The following is a 24,527-nucleotide window of genomic DNA, read 5'->3' as shown; positions in this document are numbered from 1 at the left end:
TTCCGGCATGTCGCCCGCCCCCACCCTCACCGACGGCACGGTCACGCTGCGGGCGCACCGCCCCGACGATGCGCAGGGCTCGTTCGAGCAGTGCTCCGACCCGCTGTCACAGGCGTGGACGACCGTGCCGGTCCCCTACGCGTACGCCGACGCCGAGCACTACGTCGGCACCGTGATGCCGAAGGGCTGGGCGGACGACACCGAGTGGGGCTTCGCGCTCGAGGTGGACGGCCGGTACGCCGGCACGATGTCGCTGCGCAACGAGGGCCACGGCCGCGCCGAGGTCGCCTTCGGGTCCCATCCGTGGGTCCGCGGGAAGGGTCATGTCGAGCGCGGGCTGCGGCTGCTGCTCGCGTGGGGGTTCGAGGAACGCGACCTGCACACGGTCGTGTGGTGGGCCAACCGCGGCAACTGGGCCTCGCGCAGGCTCGCCTGGCGGCTCGGCTTCTCCTTCGACGGCACCGTCCGCCGCTGGCTGCCCCAGCGCGGCGAGCTGCTCGACGGCTGGGTCGGGACGCTGCTGCGGGAGGATTCCCGCGAGCCCCGCACGGCCTGGCTCGACTGCCCCGTGCTCGAGGCCGGCGACCTGCGGCTGCGGCCCCTGGCGCCCAGCGACCTGCAGCGCGTCGTGGAGGCGTGCGCCCACCCACACACCCAGTTCTGGCTGGCGGGCCTCCCTCGCGCTTTCGACGCGGCAGACGGCGCTGCCTACCTGGAGGATGTGACCGAACGACTCGCCACCGGCAAGGGCATCAGCTGGGCGGTGGTCGAAGAGGGCACGGAGGACCTGCTGCTGGGCGTGACGAGCCTCTTCGACGTCCGGATCGGGCGAGAGTGCGAGTTGGGCTTCTGGTCGCACCCCGACGGCCGCGGCCGGGGCCTCATGACCCGAGCAGCGGAACTCGCGATCAGGCATGCCTTCGGAGCGCTCGACGTTCAGCGGCTCAGTGCCTCAGCCACGGTCACCAACTGCGCCTCGCGGGCGCTGCTCGAACGGGTCGGGATGCGCCCGACCGGCGTCTCGCGCCAGGCCGCCCGTACCGGGGACGGCGCCGTGCTGGACCTGGCCCGCTACGAGCTGCTGGCGTCGGAGCGCGCGGACCGACCCCGGACGTGAACCAGCGCCGAGGCGCCGATCACCAGGAAGCCGGCGACCGCGAGCCCGGCACCGACGACCGCGGTCATGCGGTAGCCGAAGCCACCGAGGATGACCAGGCCGCCGACCCAGGCGCCCAGGGCGTTGCCGACGTTGAGCGAGGCGTGGTTCATCGCCGCACCGAGGGTCTGGGCGTCTCCGGCGACGTCCATGAGCCGCAGCTGCAGGTTCACCACCAGGACCGAGGCGATGACGGTGAGCAGGAAGGCCGGGGCGAGGTTCCACCAGCCGTAGGGGGCCAGCAGGGCGAACAGCAGCAGGATCCCGACGAGCCCGATCGAGGAACCGAGCAGCGAGCGCAGGATCGACCAGTCCGCCAGGTGACCGGCCACCCACGTGCCGACGACCATGCCGAGGCCGAGCACCAGCAGGAAGACCGGCACCGCCGACCTCGGCAGGCCACCGACCTGGGTGACGGTCGGGGCGATGTAGGAGAAGACGGCGAACAGCCCGCCGAACCCGATCGCGCCCGCGAGCAGCGTGAGCCACACCTGCGGCTTCGCGAAGGCGGCGAGCTCCCGACGCCCCGTCGCCTCGGGGTTGCCCGGGTACGACGGCACGAACGCGACGATCAGCGCGAACGTCAGCACGGCCAGCGCGGCCACCGCCCAGTAGGCGGATCGCCAACCCACGTTCTGGCCGAGCCACGTCGCGGCCGGGACGCCGACCACGTTGGCGAACGAGAGCCCGAGCATCACCGCGGCCACGGCCCGGCCCTTGCGACCGGCCGGTGCCATGCTGGCGGCCACCAGCGACGCCACCCCGAAGTAGGCGCCGTGCGGCAGGCCGGCGAGGAAGCGGGCGGTGCCGAGGAGCTCATAGCTCGCCGCCACCGCGGTGGCGGCGTTGAAGACCGCGAGGCCCGCGACGAGCGCCAGCAGCAGACCACGCCGCGGCAGTCGCGCCCCGAAGAACGCGAGCACCGGCGCGCCGACGACCACGCCCACGGCGTACGCCGAGATCAGGTGGCCGGCGGTCGGGATCGAGACGCCGACACCCTCCGCCATCTCCGGCAGCAGGCCCATCGTCACGAACTCGGTGGTCCCGATCGCGAAGCCGCCCATGGCGAGCGCGATCACCGCCAGGGTGAAGTGCGTGGCGGTGGGCTGCCCTGAGCTGGGAGTGGTGGGCCGCCCGGAATGTGAGTCGGTGGTGGGCTCGGCGGTGGTTGACATCGTCACCCATGCTCCAACGACGGCCCCGCGGCGACCTATTCCTCGCGGTTACCCGTCGAGAGCGTGAGCCGGGTCGCGTAGGGTCCGGCGCCATGACCGGTCGTCGACGCTCGGGGACGCCGCCGTACTGGAGCCCCGGGACCCTCATCACGTACCGCTGGGGCGACCCGGCCGGCCCCCACTTCGCCGAGCGCGTCCGCGTGGTCCGCGATGACGCCGACGGGCTGGTGACGTGGCTGGCGGCCGGCACGCCGGTGCTGCGCAAGGCGCGCGCCGACGGGCGCCCGCGGCGGTCCGACCGCGCGACGATGTTCACCGCCGAGGTGGTGCAGGCCGAGGAGGTGTGGACCGACTACCACGTGCTCCGCGTCGCGCCGACCGGCCGGGCATGGTCGGTCATGCACTTCTTCGAGGCCGCGACCGGGCGCTTCGAGGGGTGGTACGCCAACATCGAGGACCCGCACGTCCGCGACGCCGACACGGTCTACTCGCGCGACAACGTGCTCGACGTGTGGGTCGAGCCGGACCGCAGCGTCCACCGCAAGGACGAGGACGAGCTCGCCCTCGCCGTCGCCCAGGGCCGCTACTCCGCCGAGGAGGCCACGGGCATCACGGCCGTGGCCGACGAGATCGAGGCGGTCGTCGCTGCCTGGGGCCGGCCCTTCCGCGACGGGTGGCAGACCTTCCGGCCCGACCCGCACTGGCCGCTCCCGGCGCTGCCCGACCTCCCGGCGCACTCCCCCACTTGACGCCGGACGTCATACGTTCCGGTCGTTATAGGCACCAGTTCGTATGACGTCCGCGGCAGGACAGAGACGGAGCCGGGCCCGGGAAGAGGTCCCCGGGCCCGGCTCGTCGTCCGTCGTGCGTGTGCGCGCGTGTTGATCAGAGCGACGCGAGCGCCTCGTTGAAGGTCTTCGACGGACGCATCACCGCGGCGGCCTTCTCCGCGTCGGGGCGGAAGTAGCCACCGATGTCGGCCGGCTCGCCCTGGACCGCGTTGAGCTCGGCGACGATCGTCTCCTCCTGCGCGCTGAGGGTCTCGGCAAGGCCCTTGAACGCGGCCGCGAGGTCGGCGTCCTCGGTCTGGTTCGCCATCTCCTGCGCCCAGTAGAGGGCGAGGTAGAAGTGCGAGCCGCGGTTGTCGATGCCGCCGATCCGGCGGGTCGGGGACTTGTCCTCGTTGAGGAAGGTCTCCGTCGCGCGGTCGAGGGCGGCCGCGAGCACCTTGGCGCCCGGCTTGCCGGCCTGCTCGGCGTACAGCTCCAGCGACGGCACCAGCGCGAAGAACTCGCCCAGGCTGTCCCAGCGCAGGTAGTTCTCCTTGACGAGCTGCTGCACGTGCTTGGGTGCGGACCCGCCGGCACCGGTCTCGAAGAGACCGCCGCCGTTCATCAGCGGCACGACCGACAGCATCTTGGCGGAGGTGCCGACCTCGAGGATCGGGAACAGGTCGGTGTTGTAGTCGCGCAGCACGTTGCCGGTGACCGAGATGGTGTCCTCGCCCTTGCGGATCCGCTCGAGGGAGTACGCCGTCGCCTCGGCCGGCGCCATGATCTCGATGGTGAGCCCGTCGGTGTCGTGCTCGGCGAGGTAGGTGCGGACCTTCTCGATGAGGTTGGCGTCGTGGGCGCGGGTCTCGTCGAGCCAGAACACGGCCGGGGCGCCGGTGGCGCGGGCGCGGGTGACGGCCAGCTTGACCCAGTCGCGGATCGAGGCGTCCTTGGTCTGGCAGGCGCGCCAGATGTCGCCCGGCTGCACGTCGTGCTCGAGCAGCGTGTCGCCGCTGGAGGCGACGACGCGGACCGTGCCGGCCGCCGGGACCTCGAAGGTCTTGTCGTGGGAGCCGTACTCCTCGGCCGCCTTCGCCATCAGGCCGACGTTGGGCACCGAGCCCATCGTGGCGGGGTCGAGGGCGCCGTGGGCGCGGCAGTCGTCGATGACCGCCTGGTAGACGCCCGCGTAGGAGGAGTCCGGGATGACCGCGAGGGTGTCGTGCTCCTCGCCGTCGGGGCCCCACATGTGGCCGCCGCCGCGGATCATCGCCGGCATCGAGGCGTCGATGATGACGTCGGAGGGGACGTGGAGGTTGGTGATGCCGCGGTCGGAGTCGACCATCGCCATCCGCGGGCCCTCGGCCAGGCCGGCCTCGACGGCGCCCTTGACGGCCTCGCCGTCGGGCAGGTCGGCGACGGCGGACATCAGCGCGCCGAGCCCGTCGTTGGGCGAGATGCCCGCGGCGGCCAGCTGCTCGCCGTACTGCTCGAAGAGCGTCGGGAAGAACGCCTGCACCACGTGGCCGAAGATGATCGGGTCGGAGACCTTCATCATCGTCGCCTTGAGGTGGACCGAGAACAGCACGTCCTCGGCCTTGGCGCGGGCGATCTGCTCGGTGAGGAAGCGGCGCAGCGCGGCGACGTCCATGAAGGTCGAGTCGACGACCTCGCCGGCGAGGACCTTGACCTCGTCCTTGAGGACGGTGACGGTGCCATCGGCGGCGACGTGCTCGATGCGGAGGGTGTCGTCGGCGTCGACGACGACGGACTTCTCGTTGGAGCGGAAGTCGTCGTGACCCATGGTGGCGACGTTGGTCTTCGACTCCGAGGTCCACTCACCCATGCGGTGCGGGTGCGCCTTGGCGTAGTTCTTCACCGACGCGGGCGCGCGGCGGTCGGAGTTGCCCTCGCGCAGCACCGGGTTGACCGCGGAGCCCTTGACCTTGTCGTACTTCGCCCGGGTCTCCCGCTCCTCGTCGGTGCTGGGGTTCTCCGGGTAGCTCGGCAGGTCGTAGCCCTGCTCCTGCAGCTCCTTGATCGCGGCCTTCAGCTGCGGGATGGAGGCGGAGATGTTGGGCAGCTTGATGATGTTGGCCTCGGGCTTCGTGGCCAGCTCGCCGAGCTCGGCGAGGGCGTCGTCGAGGCGCTGCCCGTCGGTGAGCCGCTCGGGGAACTGGGCGATGATGCGCCCCGCGAGCGAGATGTCCCGGGTCTCGACCTCCACCCCGGCCTTGGCGGCGTACGCCTCGACGATCGGGAGGAAGGAGTAGGTGGCCAGCAGCGGGGCCTCGTCGGTCTGGGTGTAGATGATCTTGGAGTCGCTCACGGCTCCGGACGCTAGTGCGCGCCCGAGGGGCAGGCAAACGCGGGTCCAGCCCACGGCCCGTCGCTGTGGGCCGCGCCATGCCTGCTCGAGGCCGGCCCGAGGGCCTGCGGGGTGCTAGGAGGCGGAGTACGACGCCAGCTCGAGCCGGCGGTCGCCGCCGGCGACGGTGTCCACCAGCACCAGCCCGACCCCACGGGCGAAGTAGCGCTGCTCGACCACGCCGGGCTCCAGCTCGGAGCGGTCCGCGGTGAGCACGACGGGGTTCCAGGAGCCGGCGTCGAGGGTCAGCGCCTGGTCGACCGCGAGCACCTCGGCGACGTCCTCGGCCACGCCGGGGAGGTACCCCTCGCGATACCCGTCCCCCACCCGCGGGTCGGCGGCCATGGCGAGGCCGGCCCGGGCGCCGTCGGCGCCGGCCTCCCAGCCCTCGCGGGACTCGACGCGGCCGCGCCCGTCGTAGGTGGTGGTGCGCTCGCCGAACCGCCACACGTTGCCCCCGGCGTCCTGGGCGTACAGCTCGCGGGCCACCTCGGTGACGCGGCCCTCGTCGGCGGTGACCACGTCGACCACCGTGGTGGCCACGCCCTCGACCTCGCGGGTCCGGTCGGTCACGGTGACCGTGACGGTCGACCCCGGCCCCTCGGTGACGTCGTACTCCCAGGACGCGCCGGGCGTCAGCGGCAGCCACGGGTTGTCGATGCCCTCGACGAAGTCGGCCGGGTCGGGGGCGGGCGTCGGGATGACCAGGCCGTCGACCCCGGACGGCCCCCGGGTCTCGGGCTCGCCGCCGCACGCGGACAGCGCACCGGCCACGACGATCGCGACGACCGCGACGGCGGCGGTGGTGACCGGCCGTCGGGTCGGGCTGCTCATGTCCACAGCATGTCGCATGCCCCCACCCCCGCCGGTACACCTCCCGGAGGTCGCGCGGCGCGCCGCTGCTAGCGTCGACCGGAGATCAGCCCTCCCAACGCCACAGGAGTCGTCGTGAGCTCGAGCTCTCCCCTCAAGGTCGCCGTCACCGGCGCCGCCGGCCAGATCGGCTACAGCCTTCTCTTCCGTCTCGCCGCCGGTGCGCTCGGCGACCGCCCGATCGAGCTGCGGCTGCTGGAGATCGAGCCGGCCCTCAAGGCGCTCGAGGGCGTCGTGATGGAGCTCGACGACTGCGCCTTCCCGCTGCTCGCCGGTGTCGAGATCGGCGCCGACCCCAACGAGATCTTCTCCGGCGTCAACGCCGCGATGCTCGTCGGGGCCATGCCGCGCAAGGAGGGCATGGACCGCGCCGACCTGCTCGAGGCCAACGGCAAGATCTTCACCGGCCAGGGCAATGCGCTCAACGACAACGCCGCCGACGACGTCAAGGTGCTCGTCACCGGCAACCCGGCCAACACCAACGCGCTCATCGCGATGAGCAACGCCCCCGACATCCCGCGCGAGCGCTTCAACGCGCTCACCCGCCTCGACCACAACCGCGCGAAGACGCAGCTCGCCAAGAAGCTCGGCGTGCCGGTCACCGAGATCAAGAACCTCGCGATCTGGGGCAACCACGACGACTCGATGTACCCCGACCTCTTCAACACCGAGGTCAACGGCAAGTCGGCGGCCGAGCAGGTCGACGAGAACTGGATCGTCGACGAGTACATCCCGACCGTCGCCACCCGCGGTGGCGCGATCATCAAGGCCCGGGGCGCCTCCTCGGCCGCCTCCGCCGCCAACGCCACCATCGACCACATGCGCGACTGGCTGAACGGCACCTCCGAGTGGGTGTCGATGTCGGTGCCGTCCGACGGCTCGTACGGCGTGACCGAGGGCGTCGTCTCGTCGTTCCCGTGCACCGTGTCGAACGGCGAGTACTCCATCGTCGAGGGCATCGAGCTCAATGACTTCAGCAAGGAGCGGATCGCCGCCTCCGTCGCCCGCCTCGAGTCGGAGCGCGACCAGGTCAAGCAGCTCGGCCTGATCTGAGCCGACCCGCCCGTACCTCAGCCCCGACCCGCCCGGGTCTCGACGAGCTCGACCGCCGAGACCGGGCGGGTCGGCGCATTTATCGGGTGGACCGACGGTCCGGCCGATGCGTACATTCGTACACATGACTGAGACCCACCCCGGACCCGACACCCGGAGCATGCGCGAGCGGATGCTCGCGGGCGAGCTGTACGTCGCCGACGACCCGCAGATCGCCGCCGACCAGGCGCGCGCCCAACGGCTCTTCCACCGGATCAACACCACCGACCCCACCGACGGAGCCACCCTCCGTGCGCTGTTCACCGAGCTGCTCGGCGAGTACGGCGAGGGCGCCGAGATCCGCCCGCCGTTCCGGTGCGACTACGGCAACCAGACCCGCTTCGGGGCCCGCTCGTTCGCCAACTTCGGGCTGGTCGTGCTGGACGTGGCGACGGTGACCATCGGCGAGGACGTCCAGATCGGGCCGAACGTGCAGCTGCTGACCGCGACCCACCCGCTCGAGCCGGGGCCGCGCCGGGACAAGTGGGAGTCGGCGGAGCCGATCGTCATCGGCGACAACGTCTGGCTCGGCGGCGGCGTCATCGTCTGCCCCGGGGTCACGATCGGCGCCAACACCGTGGTGGGCGCCGGGTCCGTCGTGACCCGCGACCTCCCCGCCGACGTGGTCGCGGTCGGCTCCCCCGCCCGCGTCGTCCGGCCGCTCTGAGCGCGTGAGCCGTCCCCGCCGCCACGACCCGGACCGACGGGAGCGGATCCTCGACGCCGCCCTGGTGGTGATCGCCGGGCACGGCCTCGTGAACACCACCCACCGGCGGATCGCGGCGGTGGCGGACGTGCCGCTGGGCTCGCTGACCTACCACTTCACCGGGCTGGACGACCTGTGCCAGCAGGCGTTCGAGCGGCACGCCGCCCGGATGTCGGTCGCCTACGCGGCCCACTTCGAAGGGGTCGATGGCGGCGAGGCGCTCGTCGACGCCCTGACCGACCTCATCTGCGGCGACGCGGGCGCCGACGACGCGGACTGGGCGGTGGCCTACGAGCTCTACCTCGCGGCACTGCGCCGGCCGGCGCTGCGCAGCGTCACCCAGGGCTGGATGGAGGCGAGCCGGGCCACGCTGGGCCGCTTCCTCGACCCCGCCACCGCGCGCGGCGTGGACGCCCTGATCGAGGGCATGGTCATGCACAACACGCTGAGCACCGCGCCGCTCGGCCGGGACGACGTACGCCGGGCCGTGGCGCGCCAGGTCGGACCGCCGGCCTGAACCCGACGACGGCCCTCAGGGCATCGGCTGGTTGGGGATGGATCCGGCGAGGAAGATCAGCACCCCGCCGACCGAGGTCAGCAGCAGGACGTCGATCGCCCGGTGCCGCACCGCGAGCATGCCGGCGTCGCGCTGCCGCAGCACCAGCCGGATCACCGCCGCGGCGATGAGCGACGCACCGACCCAGGTGACGCCGAGCCGCCAGTCGCCGACCCAGGCGAGCCCGATCCCGAGCGCGGTCGCGGCCAGCACCACGAGGTAGAGCGCGCCACCGAGCGTCGACGGGTAGCGCCGGGGCTCGGGCGCCTCCTCGGCCGGGGACTCGTCGGCCGGGGACTCGTCGGCCGGGGACTCGTCGGCCGGGGACTCGTCGGCCGGCTCCTCCTCGGCGGGCTGGACGGGCTCGCTCACCTGCAGCTCACCCACGTCACCGCTCCCCCGCGCCGGCCCCGACGCGCTCCGCGGCGGCCTTCTCGGCCATCCCGACGAGGTTCGACAGCAGCATCGCGCGGGTCATCGGCCCCACGCCGCCCGGGTTCGGGGAGACCCACGCGGCGACGTCCCAGACGTCGTCCGCGACGTCGCCGGCGATCTTGCCGTCGACCCGAGAGACCCCGACGTCGAGCACGGCGGCACCGGGCTTGACCATCTCGCCGGAGATGATGCCGGGGACACCGGCGGCCGCCACCACGACGTCCGCGCGGCGGACGTGCGCGGCGAGGTCGGCCGTGCCGGTGTGGCAGAGCGTGACGGTGGCGTTCTCGCTGCGCCGGGTGAGGAGCAGGCCCAGCGGCCGGCCCACGGTGACCCCGCGGCCGACCACGCAGACGTCGGCGCCGGCGATCGGCACGTCGTGGCGCCGCAGCAGCTCCACGATGCCCGCGGGGGTGCAGGGCAGCGGCGCCTCCTTGCCGAGCACCAGCCAGCCGAGGTTGGTGGGGTGCAGGCCGTCGGCGTCCTTGGCGGGGTCGATCAGGCCGAGCACGCGGTTCTCGTCGCGACCCTTCGGCAGCGGGAGCTGGACGATGTAGCCGGTGCAGCCGGGGTCGGCGTTGAGGCCGGCGACTGCCTCCTCGATCTCCTCCTGCGTGGCCGACTCCGGCAGGTCGACGCGGATCGACTCGATGCCGACCTCGGCGCAGTCCTTGTGCTTGCCGTTGACGTACCAGCGGGACCCCGGGTCGTCGCCGACCAGCACGGTGCCGAGGCCCGGCACGACCCCCCGCTCGCGCAGGGCGGCCACCCGGACCCGGAGCTCCTCCTTGATCGCCGCGGCGGTCGCGCTGCCGTCGAGCTTCTGGGCGGTGGTGCTCATGTGGCTCATCCTGTCAGGACCCCTCAGTGGAAGAAGTGACGCGTGCCGGTGAAGTACATGGTGACGCCCGCAGCCTTCGCCGCCTCGATGGTGAGCTCGTCGCGGATCGAGCCGCCGGGCTGGACGATCGCCCGGACGCCGGCGTCGATGAGGATCTGCGGCCCGTCCTCGAACGGGAAGAACGCGTCCGAGGCGGCGACCGAGCCGCGCGCCCGGTCGCCGGCCCGCTCGACCGCGAGGCGGCAGGAGTCGACGCGGTTGACCTGCCCCATGCCGACGCCCACGCTGGCGCCGTCCGAGGCGAGCAGGATCGCGTTGGACTTCACCGACCGGCAGGCCCGCCAGGCGAACGCCAGGTCGGCCAGCGTGGCCTCGTCGGCGGGCTCACCGGCGGCGAGGGTCCACGTCGACGGGTCGTCGCCACCCCCGTCCACCTCGGCGTCGACCGCGTCGCGGGCCTGGAGCAGCAGTCCGCCCGAGATCGGTCGCATCTCGACCCCGCCGCGCTCCAGCGGCGGGCACTCGAGCAGCCGGACGTTCTTCTTCGTCGCCAGCACGTCGACGGCGCCCTCCTCGAAGCCGGGCGCGACCACGACCTCGGTGAAGATCTCGGCGACCTGCTCGGCCATCTCGCGGCTGACCGGGACGTTGGTGGCGATGACGCCGCCGAAGGCCGAGACCGGGTCGCACTCGTGCGCCTTGCGGTGCGCCTCGGCGACGTCGGCGCCCACCGCGATGCCGCACGGGTTGCCGTGCTTGATGATCGCGACCGCCGTCCCGTCGAGGTCGTACGCCGCGCGACGGGCCGCGTCGGCGTCGATGTAGTTGTTGTAGGACATCTCCTTGCCGTGCAGCTGCACGGCCTGCGCCAGCCCGGGCGCCGTCGTGAAGCCCGAGGTGTAGAGCGCCGCGCGCTGGTGCGGGTTCTCGCCGTACCGGAGCACCGCGGAGCGGTCCCAGGTCGCGCCGAGCCAGGCCGGGAAGCCGCTGCCGCCAGAGGTGTCGCTGACGACGTTGCCCATCCACGACGCCACCTGGACGTCGTACGTCGCGGTGTGGACGAACGCCTCGGCGGCGAGCTGCTGGCGCTGGGCGAGGGTGAAGCCGCCCGTGGCGACCGCGGCGAGGACGTCGGCGTAGCGCTCCGGAGAGGTCACGACCGCGACGCTCGGGTGGTTCTTCGCGGCGGCGCGCACCATCGACGGGCCGCCGATGTCGATCTTCTCGATGCAGTCGTCCTGGCCGGCGCCCGCGGCGACCGTGTCGGCGAACGGGTAGAGGTTGCAGACCACGAGGTCGAACGGCTCGACGCCGAGGGCCTCGAGCTGGGACACGTGGTCGTCGAGGCGGCGGTCGGCGAGGATGCCGGCGTGGACCCGCGGGTGCAGCGTCTTCACGCGGCCGTCGAGGCACTCCGGGAAGCCGGTCAGCTCCTCGACCCGGGTGACGGGGAGGCCGAGCTCGTCGATGAGGGCGGCCGACCCGCCGGTGGACACCAGGGCGACGCCCGCGTCGTGCAGGCCGCGGACGAGGTCCTCGAGGCCGGTCTTGTCGTAGACGGACACGAGCGCCCGGGCGATCGGGATCCGGCGGGTCTGGTCGGTCATCTGGGCAGGCTCCTCATCGGTCGATGAGGGCACCCAGGCGTTCGATGCGCTCGACGTCACTCCCTGGTGGTTGGACCCACCTGCGCCAGTCGTGTGGCGCCCAGCATAGGGGCCGGACGGGTCAGGCGCCGAACCGCACGAGCCGGCCCTCGACGCGGAACCCCTCGCGGGCCATCCGGCCGACGGCGCCCACGAGCATGGCCCGCTCGGCGACCTTGATGCGCTCGTGGAGCGACTCGACGTCGTCGCTGTCGAGGACCGGCACCGGCTCCTGCGCCACGATCGGACCGGTGTCGACGCCCCCGTCGACGACGAAGAGGGTGCAGCCGGTGACCCTCACGCCGTAGGCGAGCGCGTCGGCGGGACCGGCCGTGCCCGGGAAGGACGGCGAGAGGGCCGGGTGGGTGTTGACGACCCGCTGCTCGAAGCGGGCCAGGAACTCCTCGCTCACCAGCTTCATGAACCCGGCCAGCACGACGAGGTCGGGCTCGAACGCGGCCACCGCGTCGGTGAGGGCGCGGTCCCAGTCGTCCCGGCTCCCGTAGCCGCGGAGCTTCACCACGAAGGTGGGGATGCCGGCGCGGTCGGCGCGGGCGAGGCCCTCGATGTCGTCGCGGTCGGCGCCGACGGCGACCACCTGGGCGCCGTACGCCGGGTCCTCGCACGCGTCGAGGAGCGCCTGGAGGTTGGTCCCGGAGCCGGAGACGAGGACGACGAGCCGCGCGGGCGCGGAAGGGGTGGGCACGGCGGGAGTCTACGGACGCGGGCCGGCGGTCACGGTGCTCGCCCGGCGCTCGGCCCGACGCTGCCGCCAGGTCGCGGCCAGCCCGCCGAGGAGTCCGCCGAGGCCGAAGGCCGTCACGGCGTGGACCAGCACGGCCCCGGCGGCCGGGCCGACCACCTGCATCCGGCCCGGGCCCACCGCGCCGCCGGCGAGGGTCATCAGTGCGCCGAGGACCAGCCCGGCCAGCACGCCTCCGACGCAGCCGCGCAGCGCGGCGTGGTCCCACCGGTTGGTGGGGAGGTAGCGGTGCGCCCTCGCGGCGAGCAGGGCCGCGGCCACCGGCGGCAGCAGCATCAGCCACGGCACCCAGCCCGGCGCGGCGCCGTCGTCGGGCAGCGCCGCGAGCAGCGGGAACATCGGCAGCGGCCCGAGCACCACGCCGGTGGCGGCCACGAGGGTGCCGCTGCCGACCGCGAAGCCCGGGCCGAGGAGGTAAGCCGACCCGAGCAGCACGGCGTTCGGCAGCAGCGCCGCGGACAGCAGCAGGTAGAGCAGCACCTCGCCGCCGTCCATGCCGAGCTGGGAGACCACGTTGGCGGCGGTGGCGGCGTCGACGGCGAGGGCGGCGAGGAAGGCCACCAGCGCGAGGCCGAGGTGGCCGAGGAGGATCGTGAGGCAGGTGCGGCCCGCGGCCCGGAGCGGGGCGGGGACCGCCGCCGCCCAGATCGCGGCCCGGCCGGAGCCCACCGCGAGGGCCGGCGCCCCCACGAGGAGCGCGACGGCTAGCGAGCCCAGGACGGCCGACGGGGGGTCCACACCGGCCGAGGGGGTGCTCGCCAGCCGCACGGCGGCGGCCGTGACCGCCAGGTGGCCGAGCGCGAAGCCGAGCGCCCCGACCGGCACGGTCCAGTCGCGCTCGCCGTCGGCGATGGCGTCCGCGTCGGGGCCGTGCCCGGAGACGGCGTCCCCGACCCTGACCCCGGTCCGCCAGGCCACCCAGGCGCTGGCGAGGGTGAGCAGCAGCGGCAGCACGCCGAGGGCGACCCCGTCGAGCCGCAGGCCCGACCCGTGGGCCATCAGCCAGCCCAGGGCCCCCACCCGCAGCGCGTCGCGCGGCTCGCCGTGGCTGCCGGCGTCGGTGACGAACCAGCCCACGACGGCGACGCCGAGGCACACGGTCAGCGGCGCCAGCGCGGCGAAGCCGCCCCCACCCAGGGACACGAGCAGCAGGGGTCGTCGGTGCCGCGGGTCGGCGGTGCCGTCGGGGCCGGCGGTGGCGCCGGCTCGGCCGGGGCCTGCGAGCAGGGAGGTCATGACGGGGACCATCCTCGCCCGGCCGGACCGGCGTACGTCGGATCCCACGCCGGGAGGGCCGCGTCCGGCCACCGGACGCAGTGTGATCCTCGTCGGGAGGGAGCCCGCCGGCGTGCGTGGCGCCCCCGGCTCCCGTACCTTGGACGGGCCATGGATCCCGAGCAGTTCGACGCCTTCTACAAGGACGCCCGCGCTCGCCTCCTCCTCCAGACCTACGCCCTGACCGGAGACATGCCGGCCAGCCGGTCGGCGGTGCGCGACGCGTTCGTGGCCGCGTGGCACCACTGGCGCAAGGTGCAGAACCACCCCGATCCGGAGAGCTGGGTCCGCCCCCACGCGTGGTCGCACGCCCAGCGGCGTCACACCGCCCGGATCTGGCACCGCGACAAGAACCTCGACGGCGAGGCCCGCGCGACCCTCGAGGCGCTCGGCAAGCTGCCCGTCGCCCAGCGCAAGGCGCTGCTGCTCACCCACCTCGCCACGGTCAGCATGGAGCGGCTCGCCCGCGAGGTCGGCCTCCCCCGTGCCGAGGCCGAGCGCGAGCTGCAGACGGCCAGCGCCCAGTTCGCCGTCCACCGCGACGTGGCGACCACCCAGATCCGGTCCCTCTTCGAGCCGCTGCGCGAGCTCGCCGACCAGGCGTCGTGGCCGCGCGCCACGATCATCCGGCGGGCCGGCCAGGCGCGGCGCCGCACCCACACCCTGGTCGGCGCCGGCATCGGCATGGCCGCGGTCCTCGTCAGCGGCGTCCTGGTCACGGACGCGTCGGGCGTGCGCCCGACCCTCGAGGGCACGGCCGCCGAGGTGGCCGCCGCCGTCGACGACCAGCCCGCCGCCCAGCCGCCCCCGGAGCCCGCCGAGCAGTTCACCGCCGACGCGCTGCTCACCGCGCAGCAGGTCGGCAACCGGGTGCCCGGCCGCGGCTGGGCCGAGGCCGGGACCACCGACAACACCGAGGGCGACGGGCTGGTCATGCCCTGCCAGCAGGACCGCTTCGCCGACCCCCGCGGCCGCGCCACCTGGGTGCGAACGTTCGAGGGACGCGCCCCCAGCGGCAAGGGCGAGACCCGGGCGGTGCACACCGCCGAGCTGAGTGCGAAGCCGCGCGCCGCGGAGCGCGCCTTCGACAACGCGGTCGACTGGTTCGCGGGCTGCGCCGAGCCCCGCGTCCAGCTGCTCGCCACCCGCGAGGTGAAGGGCGTCGGCGACGAGGCCACCCTCGTGGTGCTCCGCGACTGGAACGGCCCGGGCGCGACGTACGTCGCCGCGGTGGCCCGCACCGGCCTGATCACCACCGTCACCATGTCACGGACCGCGCCCGACGCGGCTCCCGAGCCGCCCTCCGCGGCACGCCTGCTGGCCGGCGCCGTCGACGGCCTGTGCGACCAGCCCGACGCCGGCCGCTGCACCACCGAGGTGCAGGTGCTGTCGCGGCCGCCGGTCCCGGTCGGCAACGTCCCGGGGATGCTCTCCGAGGTCGACCTGCCGCCGGTGGCCAACGTCGGCAAGCCTTGGGTCGGCACGGAGGCCCGCAAGGCGGTCAGCAACGTCGCCGCGACGGGCTGCGACAAGACGAGCTTCAGCGACGGCGGCATCAGCAACAACCTCACCCGGACGTTCGTGATCCCCGACGCCAAGCTCCCCGACGAGTTCGGCCTGACCCAGAGCGTGGGCACGCTGCCCGCGGGCAAGGCACGGTCCTTCGTGGCCGGCATCCGCGACAAGATGGCCGGCTGCGGCGAGGAGGACCTCGGGACCGACGTCACCCGCGTGGCCCACACGGAGGGTGCCGACGCCGACCTCAGCGTGTGGCACGTGAAGACCGAGATCAGCGACGACCAGACCGTCTCCTACCTGATGGGTGTGGCCCGTCAGGGCACCGCGGTCACCCAGGTCGGGTTCGTCCCCGCCGGGGACGTCACGATGGCGCCGGGTGCCTTCATCGACCTCGTGCAGCGCGCCTCGGGCCGGCTGCCCGCGATGCCGAAGCCCCGCTGACGCCCGCCACGCCCCAGGACGCCCCGTCCCCGGGAGGCCCCCGTCCCCGGAAGGCCGGGTGACCTTCGACCCTGCTGGCCGCCGCCGGCGGCCCCTACCGTCGATGACGTGGTCGACGGCCCGGGCGCCGGGCCCCGCCGGTCGGACATCGCACGGCAGAGACCGGTGGCGCGGCAGGCCTGCCCGGGCCGTCGCCGTACACGAAGAGGCCCCGCCGGGACACGTCCCGGCGGGGCCTCTTCACGTCGTGCGGGGCGCGCTCAGAGCTTCTCGAGGATCTCCCGCATGAGCTGGGCGGTCTCCGAGGGGGTCTTGCCGACCTTCACGCCGACCGCCTCGAGGGCCTCCTTCTTGGCCTGGGCGGTGCCGGACGAGCCGGACACGATCGCGCCGGCGTGGCCCATGGTCTTGCCCTCGGGAGCGGTGAAGCCGGCGACGTAGCCGACGACCGGCTTCGTGACGTGGTCCTTGATGTACGCCGCTGCGCGCTCCTCCGCGTCACCGCCGATCTCGCCGATCATCACGATCGCCTTGGTCTCGGGGTCCTGCTCGAACGCCTCGAGGGCGTCGATGTGGGTGGTCCCGATGATCGGGTCGCCGCCGATGCCGATGGCGGTCGAGAAGCCGTAGTCCCGCAGCTCGTACATCATCTGGTAGGTCAGCGTGCCGGACTTCGACACGAGGCCGACCGGGCCCTTGCCCGCGATGGTGTGCGGCGTGATGCCGGCCAGCGACTCCTCCGGGGTGATGATGCCCGGGCAGTTGGGGCCGATCATGCGGGTGGACTTGCCCTGCAGGTAGGACCACACCTCGGCGGTGTCCTGCACCGGCACGCCCTCGGTGATGACCACGAGCAGGCCGATGCCGGCGTCGATGGCCTCGATGCAGGCGTCCTTGGTGAAGGCCGGCGGCACGAAGACGACCGACACGTCGGCGCCGGTCTCGGCCATGGCCTCCTTGACGGTGCCGAAGACCGGCAGCTCCTGACCGGCCAGCTCGACGGAGGTGCCGGCCTTGCGGGCGTTGACGCCGCCGACGATGTTGCTGCCGGCCTCGAGCATGAGGGTGGTGTGCTTGGAGCCCATCCCGCCCGTCATGCCCTGGACGATGATCTTCGAGTCCTTGTTCAGGTAGATCGACATGTCTCTCTCGCTCCTCAGGCGTTCGCCAGCTCGGCGGCCTTGTCGGCCGCACCGTCCATCGTGTCGACCAGCGTCACCAGCGGGTGGTTCAGCTCGTCCAGGATGGCGCGCCCGGCCTCGACGTTGTTGCCGTCGAGACGGACGACCAGCGGCTTGGAGGCCTCGTCGCCGAGGATCTCCAGCGCACCCTTGATGCCGTTGGCGACCTCGTCGCAGGCGGTGATGCCACCGAAGACGTTGACGAAGACGCTCTTGACCTGCGGGTCGTGGACGATGACGTCCAGGCCGTCGGCCATGACCTGGGCGTTGGCGCCGCCGCCGATGTCGAGGAAGTTGGCGGGCTTCACGCCGCCGTGCGCCTCGCCGGCGTACGCGACCACGTCGAGGGTGGACATGACCAGGCCCGCGCCGTTGCCGATGATGCCGACCTGGCCGTCGAGCTTGACGTAGTTCAGGCCCTTGTCCTTTGCCTTCGCCTCGAGCGGGTCGGTCTCGTCCTTGATGACGAACTTCTCGTGCTCGTGGTGACGGATCTCGGAGGCGTTCTCGTCGAGCGAGACCTTGCCGTCGAGGGCCTCGAGCTTGTCGTCGGCCAGCCGCGCGAGCGGGTTGACCTCGACGAGCGTGGCGTCCTCCTCGACGAAGACCTTGTAGAGCGCCTGGATCATGTCCACGGCCTGCTCGAACACGGCCTCGGGGAACTTGGCCTCGGTCGCGATCGCGCGGGCCTTCTCCTCGTCGACGCCGGTGCCCGGGTCGATGGCGATCTGCTTGACGGCGTCGGGGTTGGTCTTGGCGACCTCCTCGATCTCGACGCCACCCTCGACGCTCGCGATGCAGAGGTACTGGCGGTTGGCGCGGTCGAGCATGAAGGAGAAGTAGTACTCCTCCTCCGGCGGCGTCGCCGGCGTGACCAGCACGCGGTTGACCGTCAGGCCCTTGATCTCCATGCCCAGGATGTTCGACGCGTACTCGAACGCCTCGTCGGCGGTCTTGGCCAGCTTCACGCCGCCGGCCTTGCCGCGGCCGCCGGCCTTGACCTGCGCCTTGACGACGGTCACGCCACCCATCTGCTCGGCGGCGGCCTTGGCGTCCTCGGCGGTCTCGACGACGACACCCAGCGTGGTCGTCACGCCGTGCTTGGCGAAGAGCTCCTTCGCCTGGTACTCCATCAGATCCACGATCGACCCAGTCCTTTGTGTTCTGTTCGAGAGCCGGCGCGGTCACGCCGCGGCCGCGGCTCGTTCCTCGGGCACAGTAGTCCGGGCAGCAGCGCACGGCCACGCCGGGTCTCGCCCGACGCGGCGTACGTGGCGCAGGTCATAGCACTGCAGGAGGGGCACGGGTCGCCCCGCAGGCCGGCGGGCCACTCAGGCCGGGGAGGCGGCGTCCTCGCCGAAGTGCTCGGCCACCCAGCCGGTGATCTCGCCGGTCGCGGCGCCCGGGGTGAAGACCTTGGCGACGCCCATCTCCTCCAGCACCGGGATGTCCTCCTCGGGGATGATCCCGCCGCCGAAGACGACGATGTCGGACGCATCGCGCTGCGCCAGCAGGTCGAGGAGGGTGCGGAACAGGGTCATGTGGGCCCCCGACAGGACGGACAGCCCGATGAGGTCGGCGTCCTCCTGGATCGCGGTCTCCACGATCTGTTCCGGAGTCTGGTGGAGGCCGGTGTAGATGACCTCGTGGCCGGCGTCGCGGAGGGCCCGGGCCACGATCTTGGCGCCACGGTCGTGGCCGTCCAGACCGGGCTTGCCGACGACGATGCGAATGCGAGGAGCGGGGCCGGAGGTCATGCCAGCAGGCTAGCCGAGACGTGATCCGTACCACGCACCGGGAGAGGTGAGGAACGCGCCGATTGTGGGTAATTCGCACGTCAGGCAGGAGATTCGTGCAAGATCGGCCCCGATCTCTTCAGCACGTCCCCCCGACGTCGATTACGACCGCCGTGACCTGTCCGTTATGGTCTTCGCTCGTCGTCTTCATCGTCAGCCCCCCGAGACCCCGGAGACTTGTTCATGGGTGACCACCGAGCGGATCGTCGCGGCCGCAGCCGCCGACCCTCCACCTCGGAGACGCCTGCCCAGCCGGCCCAGAGCAGCGGCAAGCGGCGGGCCAGCAAGGCTCCTCGTGGACCCCTCTTCCGCGGGCTGCCGTCCGCGCCCATCGTCATGGGCATCGCGGCGCTCGCCGTCTCCGCGGGTGGCGCCGTCACCGCTGCCGAGCCGGCGCTGATGGGCTCCGACTCCGTGTCGCGCGTGGGCGCTGCCAGCGCGCTGAACGGCTCCGGCGCGGTCTCGACCGCCAGCCTCCTCGACGACCGCAAGGCCGCCGTGACGCGTGACTCGCGCCGCGACGCCCTGGCCGACGCCGCCAATGCAGAGCTCCTCGAGGCCGCCGAGCAGCAGGCACGGCAGCGCGACGCCGCCCTGGCCAAGTTCGCCAAGAAGGCCGAGGCCCAGGCAGCGAAGATCGCGCTGAACCAGTGGGTGCTCCCGCTCGACAACTACCGGCTCACCGCCGAGTACGGCGAGTACGGCCTGTGGGCGAGCTACCACACCGGCCTCGACTTCGCCGCCGACAGCGGCACCCCGCTCAAGGCGATCGCCAACGGCACCATCACCTCCGTCGGCTACGACGGCGCCTACGGCTACAAGACCGTCCTCACCCTCGAGGACGGCACCGAGCTGTGGTACGCCCACCAGGACTCCTACACCGTGTCCGAGGGCCAGACCGTCCGCGCGGGCGAGGTCATCGGCTACGTCGGCTCCACCGGCAACGTCACCGGCCCCCACCTCCACCTCGAGGTGCGCCCCGGTGCCGGCGACCCGGTCGACCCGTACGCCGCGTTCCAGGTCCACGGCGTCACCCCCTGATCTGACTGGTCCTTCACCCTCGCGGCCCGCCCGGGTCGCGATCCCCGGCTCCCCGGGGACTCGTGGTGCCTGCGTGCGCAACGGCAGGCCCGTACCCACCCCGGACCTGCGGATGCGCACAACTGGGCCCTAGTGGCGCGGGTCTCCCCTACGCGGGCGCGCTCGCCCGACCGGGGCTAGAGCTTCTCGACGGGGGCGTAGCGCAGCAGCAGCCGCTTGACGCCCTCGGAGCCGAAGTCGATGGACGCGACGGCCTTCTCGGCGACGCCCTCGAGGGTGACGACGGTGCCGAGGCCGAAGGAGTCGTGGACGACCCGGTCGCCGGGCTCCAGCGACGGGATGGGCCGGGCGGCCTTCTGCTTGGCGGCCGCGTCGGCGCGGGCCGCGGCGACGGAGAAGTTGCGGCGGCCGGCGGCGGTGGGGCTGCCCAGGCGCGCGGCGGGTGAGCCGGAGGCGACGTCGGGCCGGCCCCAGCGGGTCTGGGCGGCCTCGGTGCGGCGCCAGTCGACGAGGTCGACGGGCAGCTCGTCGAGGAACCGCGACGCCGGGTTGTGCGAGGGGGCGCCCCAGGCGGAGCGGACCACTGCACGGGAGACGTAGAGCCGCTGCTGGGCGCGGGTGAGGCCGACGTACGCCAGCCGCCGCTCCTCCTCCAGCTCGGGCTGGTCGCCGAGGGAGCGCGCGTGGGGGAAGACGCCGTCCTCGAGACCGGTGAGGAACACGACCGGGAACTCCAGCCCCTTGGCGGTGTGGAGCGTCATCAGGGTGACGACGCCCGAGTCGTCGCCGTCGGGGGCGTCGGGGATCTGGTCGGCGTCGGCGACGAGGGCCACCCGCTCCAGGAAGTCGCCGAGGCCGGGCGCGACGGTGCCGGCGTCCCCCTCATCAGGGTCGGAGGGGTCGGCCGACGGGCCGGCGACCGGGTCGTCGGAGAACTCGCGGGCCACGGCGACGAGCTCGGCGAGGTTCTCCAGGCGGGTGCCGTCCTGCGGGTCGTCGGAGGCCTCGAGCTCGGCGAGGTAGCCGGAGCGGGCCAGCACCGACTCCAGGACGACGTCGGGGCGCTCCCCCGCGTCCACCATCGACTGCAGCTCCTCGACCATCGCCACGAAGCCCTGGATGGCCCTCAGCGAGCGCGTGGCCAGCCCCGGGGCGTCCTCGGCCCGGCGCAGCGCCTCCCAGAACGTCGTGCGCTCCCGCTCGGCCAGCGCCTGGACGCAGGCCTCGGCCCGGTCGCCGATGCCGCGCTTGGGGGTGTTGAGCACCCGGCGCAGCGAGATCTCGTCGGCCGGGTTGACCAGCATCCGGAGGTAGGCCAGCGCGTCGCGGACCTCGCGCCGCTCGTAGAAGCGCACCCCGCCGACGACCTTGTAGGGCATGCCGACGCGGATGAACACCTCCTCGAACACGCGGGACTGGGCGTTGGTGCGGTAGAAGACCGCGACGTCGGCGGGCCGGGCGTCGCCCGAGTCGGTCAGCCGGTCGATCTCCTCGGAGACGAACCGCGCCTCGTCGTGCTCGTCGTCGGCGACGTAGCCGACGATCCGGGCGCCGTCGCCGGCGTCGGACCACAGCCGCTTGGGCTTGCGGCCCTGGTTGCGCTCGATGACGGCGTTGGCGGCGGTGAGGATGGTCTGCGTGGAGCGGTAGTTCTGCTCCAGCAGGATCGAGGTGGCGTCGGGGAAGTCCTGCTCGAAGTCGAGGATGTTGCGGATGTTGGCGCCGCGGAAGGCGTAGATCGACTGGTCGGCGTCGCCGACCACCATCAGCTCGCTGGGCTCGACCCGCTCGGCCGCCCCGGTGGCGTCGAGGCCGTCGCCCAGCGGCTCCTCGAGGGTGTCGGCGCAGAGCTGGTGGATGAGGGCGTACTGCGCGTGGTTGGTGTCCTGGTACTCGTCGACGAGGACGTGCCGGAACCGCCGCCGGTAGGTCTCCCGGACCTCCGGGAAGGCCTGGAAGAGGTGGACCGTCGACATGATCAGGTCGTCGAAGTCGAGCGCGTTCGCCTCGCGCAGCCGCCGCTGGTAGGTGGTGTACGCGGTGGCATAGGCCTCCTCGATCCCGTTGCGGGCGTCCTTGGCCGCCTCCTCGGGGTCGCGCAGCTCGTTCTTCTGGTTGGAGACCCAGTGGAGCACCGCGTTGGGCTGGTAGCGCTTCGGGTCGAGCTCGAGGTCCTTGAGGACCAGCGTCATCAGCCGCTTGGAGTCGGCCGCGTCGTAGATCGAGAAGTTCGACTTCATGCCGAGCTTGTCGGCCTCCTTGCGGAGGATGCGCACGCAGGCCGAGTGGAACGTCGAGACCCACATGATGCGGGCGCGCTTGCCGACCAGCTCCTCGACGCGCTCCTTCATCTCGGCCGCGGCCTTGTTGGTGAAGGTGATGGCGAGAATCGACCCGGGGTGGGCGTTGCGCTCGGAGATCAGCCAGGCGATGCGGCGGGTCAGCACCCGGGTCTTGCCCGAGCCGGCGCCGGCGACCACGAGCAGCGGCCGGCCGGCGTGGACGACGGCCGCGCGCTGCGGCTCGTTGAGGCCCTCGAGCAGCTCCTCGGCGCTCGGGCCGCGACGCGGCGGGCGGGTCGCCGACGGGTCGTCCGTGGGGGTGAGGTGCTCGAGTCCGGGGATCGGGAAGGGGTTGCTCATCTCGGGGTCAACCCTACGTGCCGCCACCCCCTCCAGCGGGTCAGCCCGGGGCGCCCTGCGAGAGGCGCAGGAACTCGAGGTGCCGCTCGTACTGGTCGAGCACGTCGTCGATGAGCTGGGTGTGGGTGTAGCCCATGACGTCGTACTCCTGGCCACCCTGCGCGAGGTGGACCTCCAGCCGGGCGTAGACGTCGTCGCCGCGGGGCGTCCGGCGGCTGTACGCCGGGATGGGCACGACCTCGGGCCGGATCTGGTAGGTGAACGGGTGGGCGGAGCCCATGGCGACGACGAGCTCGACGTAGTGCGTGTCGTCCTCGGTGGTCGCCCGGGCCGTGGCGTCGAGGTCCTGGCCGCGCAGCTCGGCCGCGACCTCCTCCAGCGCTGGGAGCGCGGTCTTCGCCAGGAACTCCTCGGCGTGGGCGAGGCTCGGGAAGTCCATCGCGCGGGTGACCCGCTGGCGCCAGGAGCGCGGCGGGTGCGGCTCGCGGTGCGTGCTGCGCCCTGAGAGCATCCCGCGCAGGCTCTGCCGCGCGGACTCGGCGCGGTAGGCCTCGATCCGTAGCGCCCGGTGCAGGCCGACCATGACGAGCACGAGCACGAACGCGAACGGCAGGCCCATGATGACCGTGGCCAGCTGCAGGGCCGTGATCCCGCCGACGCTCAGCACGGCGAGGGTCAGCGACCCGGTGGCGACCGCCCAGAAGATCCGGATCCGGCGGCCGGCGTCGTCGTTGACGGACCGCATCCGCGACGACAGGTTCGCCATCACCAGCGCGCCGGAGTCGGCGGAGGTCACGTAGAAGAGCAGGCCCACGAAGGTCGCCAGCCCGGCGACGAACGTGAAGGCGGGGTACTCCTGCAGCAGCGCGTAGAAGCCGTTCTCCGGCGTCGCCGTGGAGGCGAGCTCGGCGAAGGCGTCGTTGCCGGATCGGACCTCGTCGATCGCGGCGTTCCCGAAGATCGACACCCACATCACGATGTAGCTGAACGGGATGATCATCGTGCCGGTGACGAACTGCCGGATGGTGCGGCCGCGGGAGATACGGGCCAGGAACAGGCCGACGAAGGACGCCCAGGCGATCCACCAGGCCCAGAAGAACAGCGTCCAGAAGCTGAGCCAGTCGCCGGTGTCCTCGTAGGCGAAGGTCTGCATCGTCATGTCGGGGAACAGTCGGACGAAGTCGCCGACGTTGAGCACGGCGGCGTTGAGCAGGAACGCGGTCTTGCCGGTGAGCAGGATCCACAGCGCCAGCCCGATCGCGAGCAGCACGTTGAGCTGGCTGAGCCGCTTGATGCCCTTGTCGATGCCGCTCACCGCCGAGATGGTGGCGATGACGACGGCGAGCACCAGCAGCGCGAGCTGCGCGGTCAGGCCCTGCGGGACGTCGAAGAGACGGTTGAGTCCGACGTTGAGGCCGACGACGCCGATGCCGAGCGAGGTGGCGACGCCGAAGATGGTGCCGAGCACGGCGGCGCTGTCGACGGTGTGGCCGATGGGCCCGTCGATACGTCGCCCGATCAGCGGGTAGAGCGCCGACCGCACCGCCAGCGGCAGGTTCATGCGGTAGGCGAAGTAGCCGAGCGCCATGCCCATCAGGGCGTACATGCCCCAGCCACTGATGCCGTAGTGGAACAGCGTCCACACGGTGGCCTCGCGGGCGGCCTCGACGGTCTCGCCCTGGCCGGACGGCGGGGTGAGGTACTGGACCACCGGCTCCTGCACCGCGAAGAACATCAGGTCGGTGCCGATGCCGGCGGCGAAGAGCATCGACGCCCAGGCGAGCGTGCTGAACTCGGGCCGGGAGTGCTCCGGGCCGAGCCGAACGTTGCCGTGCCGCGAGAACCCGAGGTAGAGCACGAACACCAGGACGCCCGTGGCGAGGGCGATGTAGTACCAGCCGAACCACTCCGAGACGTAGCCGACCAGCGTGCCGAGGGTCGACTCGGCGTTCTCCGGGGCGATCACGCACCACAGCGTCACCGCGACGGTGCCGAGGGCGCTGCCGATGAAGACCGGCTTGTTGACGCTGGTCCGTGGCGGCTCGACCGGGACTTCCTCCTGCGGCTTCCCACTCGGACTGGCGGTCTGCGTCATCGCTCTCTCCGTCCCCGGCGGGCGGTCTCGCGCCGCCGTGCATCACACCGCGCCGTCACCGAGCCGGCCGGACACCTCTTCCCATCGTGGCGTGACCGGGCCACGTTCGCCACGTTCTGTGGCAGGCACCTCATCCGCGATGGCGCGCCACCGC

The 24,527-nt window shown here is 72.6% G+C and carries 20 protein-coding genes; 7 read left to right on the top strand and 13 right to left on the bottom strand.

Annotated elements, in window-relative coordinates; all coding sequences use genetic code 11:
- Positions 1-7: 7 nt before the first annotated feature.
- Positions 8-1,117 (top strand): GNAT family N-acetyltransferase, encoded by a 1,110-nt coding sequence (locus ACFP2E_RS14275; protein WP_378524154.1) that lies wholly within the window; start codon positions 8-10, stop codon positions 1,115-1,117.
- On the opposite strand, the gene ACFP2E_RS14270 is transcribed toward ACFP2E_RS14275, so the two are convergent.
- Positions 1,072-2,331 (bottom strand): MFS transporter, encoded by a 1,260-nt coding sequence (locus tag ACFP2E_RS14270; RefSeq protein WP_378524153.1) that lies wholly within the window; start codon positions 2,329-2,331, stop codon positions 1,072-1,074. The genes ACFP2E_RS14275 and ACFP2E_RS14270 overlap by 46 nt on opposite strands.
- Positions 2,332-2,423: 92 nt before the next feature.
- Between ACFP2E_RS14270 and ACFP2E_RS14265 the strand changes: the two genes are divergently transcribed.
- Positions 2,424-3,080: a DUF402 domain-containing protein gene (locus tag ACFP2E_RS14265; protein ID WP_378524152.1), complete on the top strand. Its 657-nt coding sequence runs from the start codon at positions 2,424-2,426 to the stop codon at positions 3,078-3,080.
- Between the two features lie 136 nt (positions 3,081-3,216).
- On the opposite strand, the gene ACFP2E_RS14260 is transcribed toward ACFP2E_RS14265, so the two are convergent.
- Together ACFP2E_RS14260 and ACFP2E_RS14255 are read right to left on the bottom strand one after the other, a co-directional pair.
- Entirely contained in the window at positions 3,217-5,433 is a 2,217-nt protein-coding gene (locus ACFP2E_RS14260) for an NADP-dependent isocitrate dehydrogenase (protein WP_378524151.1), read from the bottom strand.
- Between the two features lie 114 nt (positions 5,434-5,547).
- Positions 5,548-6,306: a hypothetical protein gene (locus tag ACFP2E_RS14255; protein WP_378524150.1), complete on the bottom strand. Its 759-nt coding sequence runs from the start codon at positions 6,304-6,306 to the stop codon at positions 5,548-5,550.
- A gap of 114 nt (positions 6,307-6,420) precedes the next feature.
- Here ACFP2E_RS14255 and ACFP2E_RS14250 point away from each other — a divergent pair, with 114 nt between their 5' ends.
- From ACFP2E_RS14250 to ACFP2E_RS14240, 3 genes are all read left to right on the top strand, one after another.
- Positions 6,421-7,398, top strand: a complete 978-nt coding sequence (locus ACFP2E_RS14250; RefSeq protein ID WP_378524149.1) for a malate dehydrogenase — start codon at positions 6,421-6,423, stop codon at positions 7,396-7,398.
- Positions 7,399-7,522: 124 nt separating this feature from the next.
- On the top strand, positions 7,523-8,104 hold the full coding sequence (locus tag ACFP2E_RS14245) for a sugar O-acetyltransferase (RefSeq protein WP_378524148.1): 582 nt from the start codon (positions 7,523-7,525) through the stop codon (positions 8,102-8,104).
- Positions 8,105-8,108: 4 nt separating this feature from the next.
- The gene (locus tag ACFP2E_RS14240) at positions 8,109-8,660 is read left to right on the top strand and encodes a TetR/AcrR family transcriptional regulator (RefSeq protein WP_378524147.1); all 552 of its coding nucleotides are present in this window, start codon (positions 8,109-8,111) and stop codon (positions 8,658-8,660) included.
- A gap of 15 nt (positions 8,661-8,675) precedes the next feature.
- On the opposite strand, the gene ACFP2E_RS14235 is transcribed toward ACFP2E_RS14240, so the two are convergent.
- The 5 genes from ACFP2E_RS14235 to ACFP2E_RS14215 form a co-directional block, all read right to left on the bottom strand.
- Positions 8,676-9,086, bottom strand: coding sequence for a DUF3017 domain-containing protein (locus ACFP2E_RS14235; RefSeq protein ID WP_378524146.1), 411 nt, complete (start codon positions 9,084-9,086; stop codon positions 8,676-8,678).
- A gap of 1 nt (position 9,087) precedes the next feature.
- A complete protein-coding gene (locus ACFP2E_RS14230) occupies positions 9,088-9,975 on the bottom strand; it encodes a bifunctional methylenetetrahydrofolate dehydrogenase/methenyltetrahydrofolate cyclohydrolase (protein WP_378524145.1) in 888 nt (295 codons plus the stop codon).
- A 23-nt stretch (positions 9,976-9,998) separates the two neighbouring features.
- Positions 9,999-11,582, bottom strand: a complete 1,584-nt coding sequence (purH, locus tag ACFP2E_RS14225) for a bifunctional phosphoribosylaminoimidazolecarboxamide formyltransferase/IMP cyclohydrolase (RefSeq protein ID WP_378524144.1) — start codon at positions 11,580-11,582, stop codon at positions 9,999-10,001.
- A 121-nt stretch (positions 11,583-11,703) separates the two neighbouring features.
- Complete coding sequence (gene purN / locus ACFP2E_RS14220; protein WP_378524143.1) at positions 11,704-12,327, bottom strand: phosphoribosylglycinamide formyltransferase; 624 nt, start codon at positions 12,325-12,327, stop codon at positions 11,704-11,706.
- A 9-nt stretch (positions 12,328-12,336) separates the two neighbouring features.
- Positions 12,337-13,620 (bottom strand): DUF6350 family protein, encoded by a 1,284-nt coding sequence (locus ACFP2E_RS14215; RefSeq protein ID WP_378524142.1) that lies wholly within the window; start codon positions 13,618-13,620, stop codon positions 12,337-12,339.
- A 150-nt stretch (positions 13,621-13,770) separates the two neighbouring features.
- Between ACFP2E_RS14215 and ACFP2E_RS14210 the strand changes: the two genes are divergently transcribed.
- The gene (locus ACFP2E_RS14210) at positions 13,771-15,618 is read left to right on the top strand and encodes a hypothetical protein (protein WP_378524141.1); all 1,848 of its coding nucleotides are present in this window, start codon (positions 13,771-13,773) and stop codon (positions 15,616-15,618) included.
- 260 nt (positions 15,619-15,878) lie between these two features.
- Here the strand turns inward: ACFP2E_RS14210 and sucD are convergent, their stop codons facing one another.
- The 3 genes from sucD to ACFP2E_RS14195 all read right to left on the bottom strand — a co-directional run bounded on the left by sucD (position 15,879) and on the right by ACFP2E_RS14195 (position 18,556).
- Entirely contained in the window at positions 15,879-16,760 is an 882-nt protein-coding gene (sucD, locus tag ACFP2E_RS14205) for a succinate--CoA ligase subunit alpha (RefSeq protein WP_378524140.1), read from the bottom strand.
- A 14-nt stretch (positions 16,761-16,774) separates the two neighbouring features.
- On the bottom strand, positions 16,775-17,941 hold the full coding sequence (gene sucC, locus ACFP2E_RS14200; RefSeq protein WP_378524139.1) for an ADP-forming succinate--CoA ligase subunit beta: 1,167 nt from the start codon (positions 17,939-17,941) through the stop codon (positions 16,775-16,777).
- Positions 17,942-18,130: 189 nt separating this feature from the next.
- Positions 18,131-18,556, bottom strand: a complete 426-nt coding sequence (locus ACFP2E_RS14195; protein ID WP_378524138.1) for a cobalamin B12-binding domain-containing protein — start codon at positions 18,554-18,556, stop codon at positions 18,131-18,133.
- Positions 18,557-18,778: 222 nt separating this feature from the next.
- Here ACFP2E_RS14195 and ACFP2E_RS14190 point away from each other — a divergent pair, with 222 nt between their 5' ends.
- Entirely contained in the window at positions 18,779-19,636 is an 858-nt protein-coding gene (locus ACFP2E_RS14190) for a M23 family metallopeptidase (RefSeq protein WP_378524137.1), read from the top strand.
- Between the two features lie 176 nt (positions 19,637-19,812).
- On the opposite strand, the gene pcrA is transcribed toward ACFP2E_RS14190, so the two are convergent.
- Together pcrA and betT are read right to left on the bottom strand one after the other, a co-directional pair.
- Positions 19,813-22,278: a DNA helicase PcrA gene (pcrA, locus tag ACFP2E_RS14185; RefSeq protein WP_378524136.1), complete on the bottom strand. Its 2,466-nt coding sequence runs from the start codon at positions 22,276-22,278 to the stop codon at positions 19,813-19,815.
- Positions 22,279-22,318: 40 nt separating this feature from the next.
- Positions 22,319-24,373: a choline BCCT transporter BetT gene (betT, locus tag ACFP2E_RS14180; protein ID WP_378524135.1), complete on the bottom strand. Its 2,055-nt coding sequence runs from the start codon at positions 24,371-24,373 to the stop codon at positions 22,319-22,321.
- Positions 24,374-24,527: the final 154 nt, after the last annotated feature.

The sequence above is a fragment of the Nocardioides sp. GCM10027114 genome, assembly GCF_042659625.1.
Lineage (GTDB): Bacteria > Actinomycetota > Actinomycetes > Propionibacteriales > Nocardioidaceae > Nocardioides.
This window is presented reverse-complemented; position numbering and strand designations above follow the sequence as displayed.

Bases quoted from the DNA above. Each gene is read 5' to 3' on its own strand.
- ACFP2E_RS14230 (WP_378524145.1), bottom strand. From the start codon at position 9,975: ATGAGCACCACCGCCCAGAAGCTCGACGGCAGCGCGACCGCCGCGGCG.
- purH (WP_378524144.1), bottom strand. From the start codon at position 11,582: ATGACCGACCAGACCCGCCGGATCCCGATCGCCCGGGCGCTCGTGTCC.
- ACFP2E_RS14270 (WP_378524153.1), bottom strand. From the start codon at position 2,331: ATGTCAACCACCGCCGAGCCCACCACCGACTCACATTCCGGGCGGCCC.
- ACFP2E_RS14265 (WP_378524152.1), top strand. From the start codon at position 2,424: ATGACCGGTCGTCGACGCTCGGGGACGCCGCCGTACTGGAGCCCCGGG.
- betT (WP_378524135.1), bottom strand. From the start codon at position 24,373: ATGACGCAGACCGCCAGTCCGAGTGGGAAGCCGCAGGAGGAAGTCCCG.
- ACFP2E_RS14210 (WP_378524141.1), top strand. From the start codon at position 13,771: ATGGATCCCGAGCAGTTCGACGCCTTCTACAAGGACGCCCGCGCTCGC.
- sucD (WP_378524140.1), bottom strand. From the start codon at position 16,760: ATGTCGATCTACCTGAACAAGGACTCGAAGATCATCGTCCAGGGCATG.
- ACFP2E_RS14195 (WP_378524138.1), bottom strand. From the start codon at position 18,556: ATGACCTCCGGCCCCGCTCCTCGCATTCGCATCGTCGTCGGCAAGCCC.
- pcrA (WP_378524136.1), bottom strand. From the start codon at position 22,278: ATGAGCAACCCCTTCCCGATCCCCGGACTCGAGCACCTCACCCCCACG.
- ACFP2E_RS14190 (WP_378524137.1), top strand. From the start codon at position 18,779: ATGGGTGACCACCGAGCGGATCGTCGCGGCCGCAGCCGCCGACCCTCC.
- ACFP2E_RS14215 (WP_378524142.1), bottom strand. From the start codon at position 13,620: ATGACCTCCCTGCTCGCAGGCCCCGGCCGAGCCGGCGCCACCGCCGGC.
- ACFP2E_RS14245 (WP_378524148.1), top strand. From the start codon at position 7,523: ATGACTGAGACCCACCCCGGACCCGACACCCGGAGCATGCGCGAGCGG.
- ACFP2E_RS14255 (WP_378524150.1), bottom strand. From the start codon at position 6,306: ATGAGCAGCCCGACCCGACGGCCGGTCACCACCGCCGCCGTCGCGGTC.
- ACFP2E_RS14275 (WP_378524154.1), top strand. From the start codon at position 8: ATGTCGCCCGCCCCCACCCTCACCGACGGCACGGTCACGCTGCGGGCG.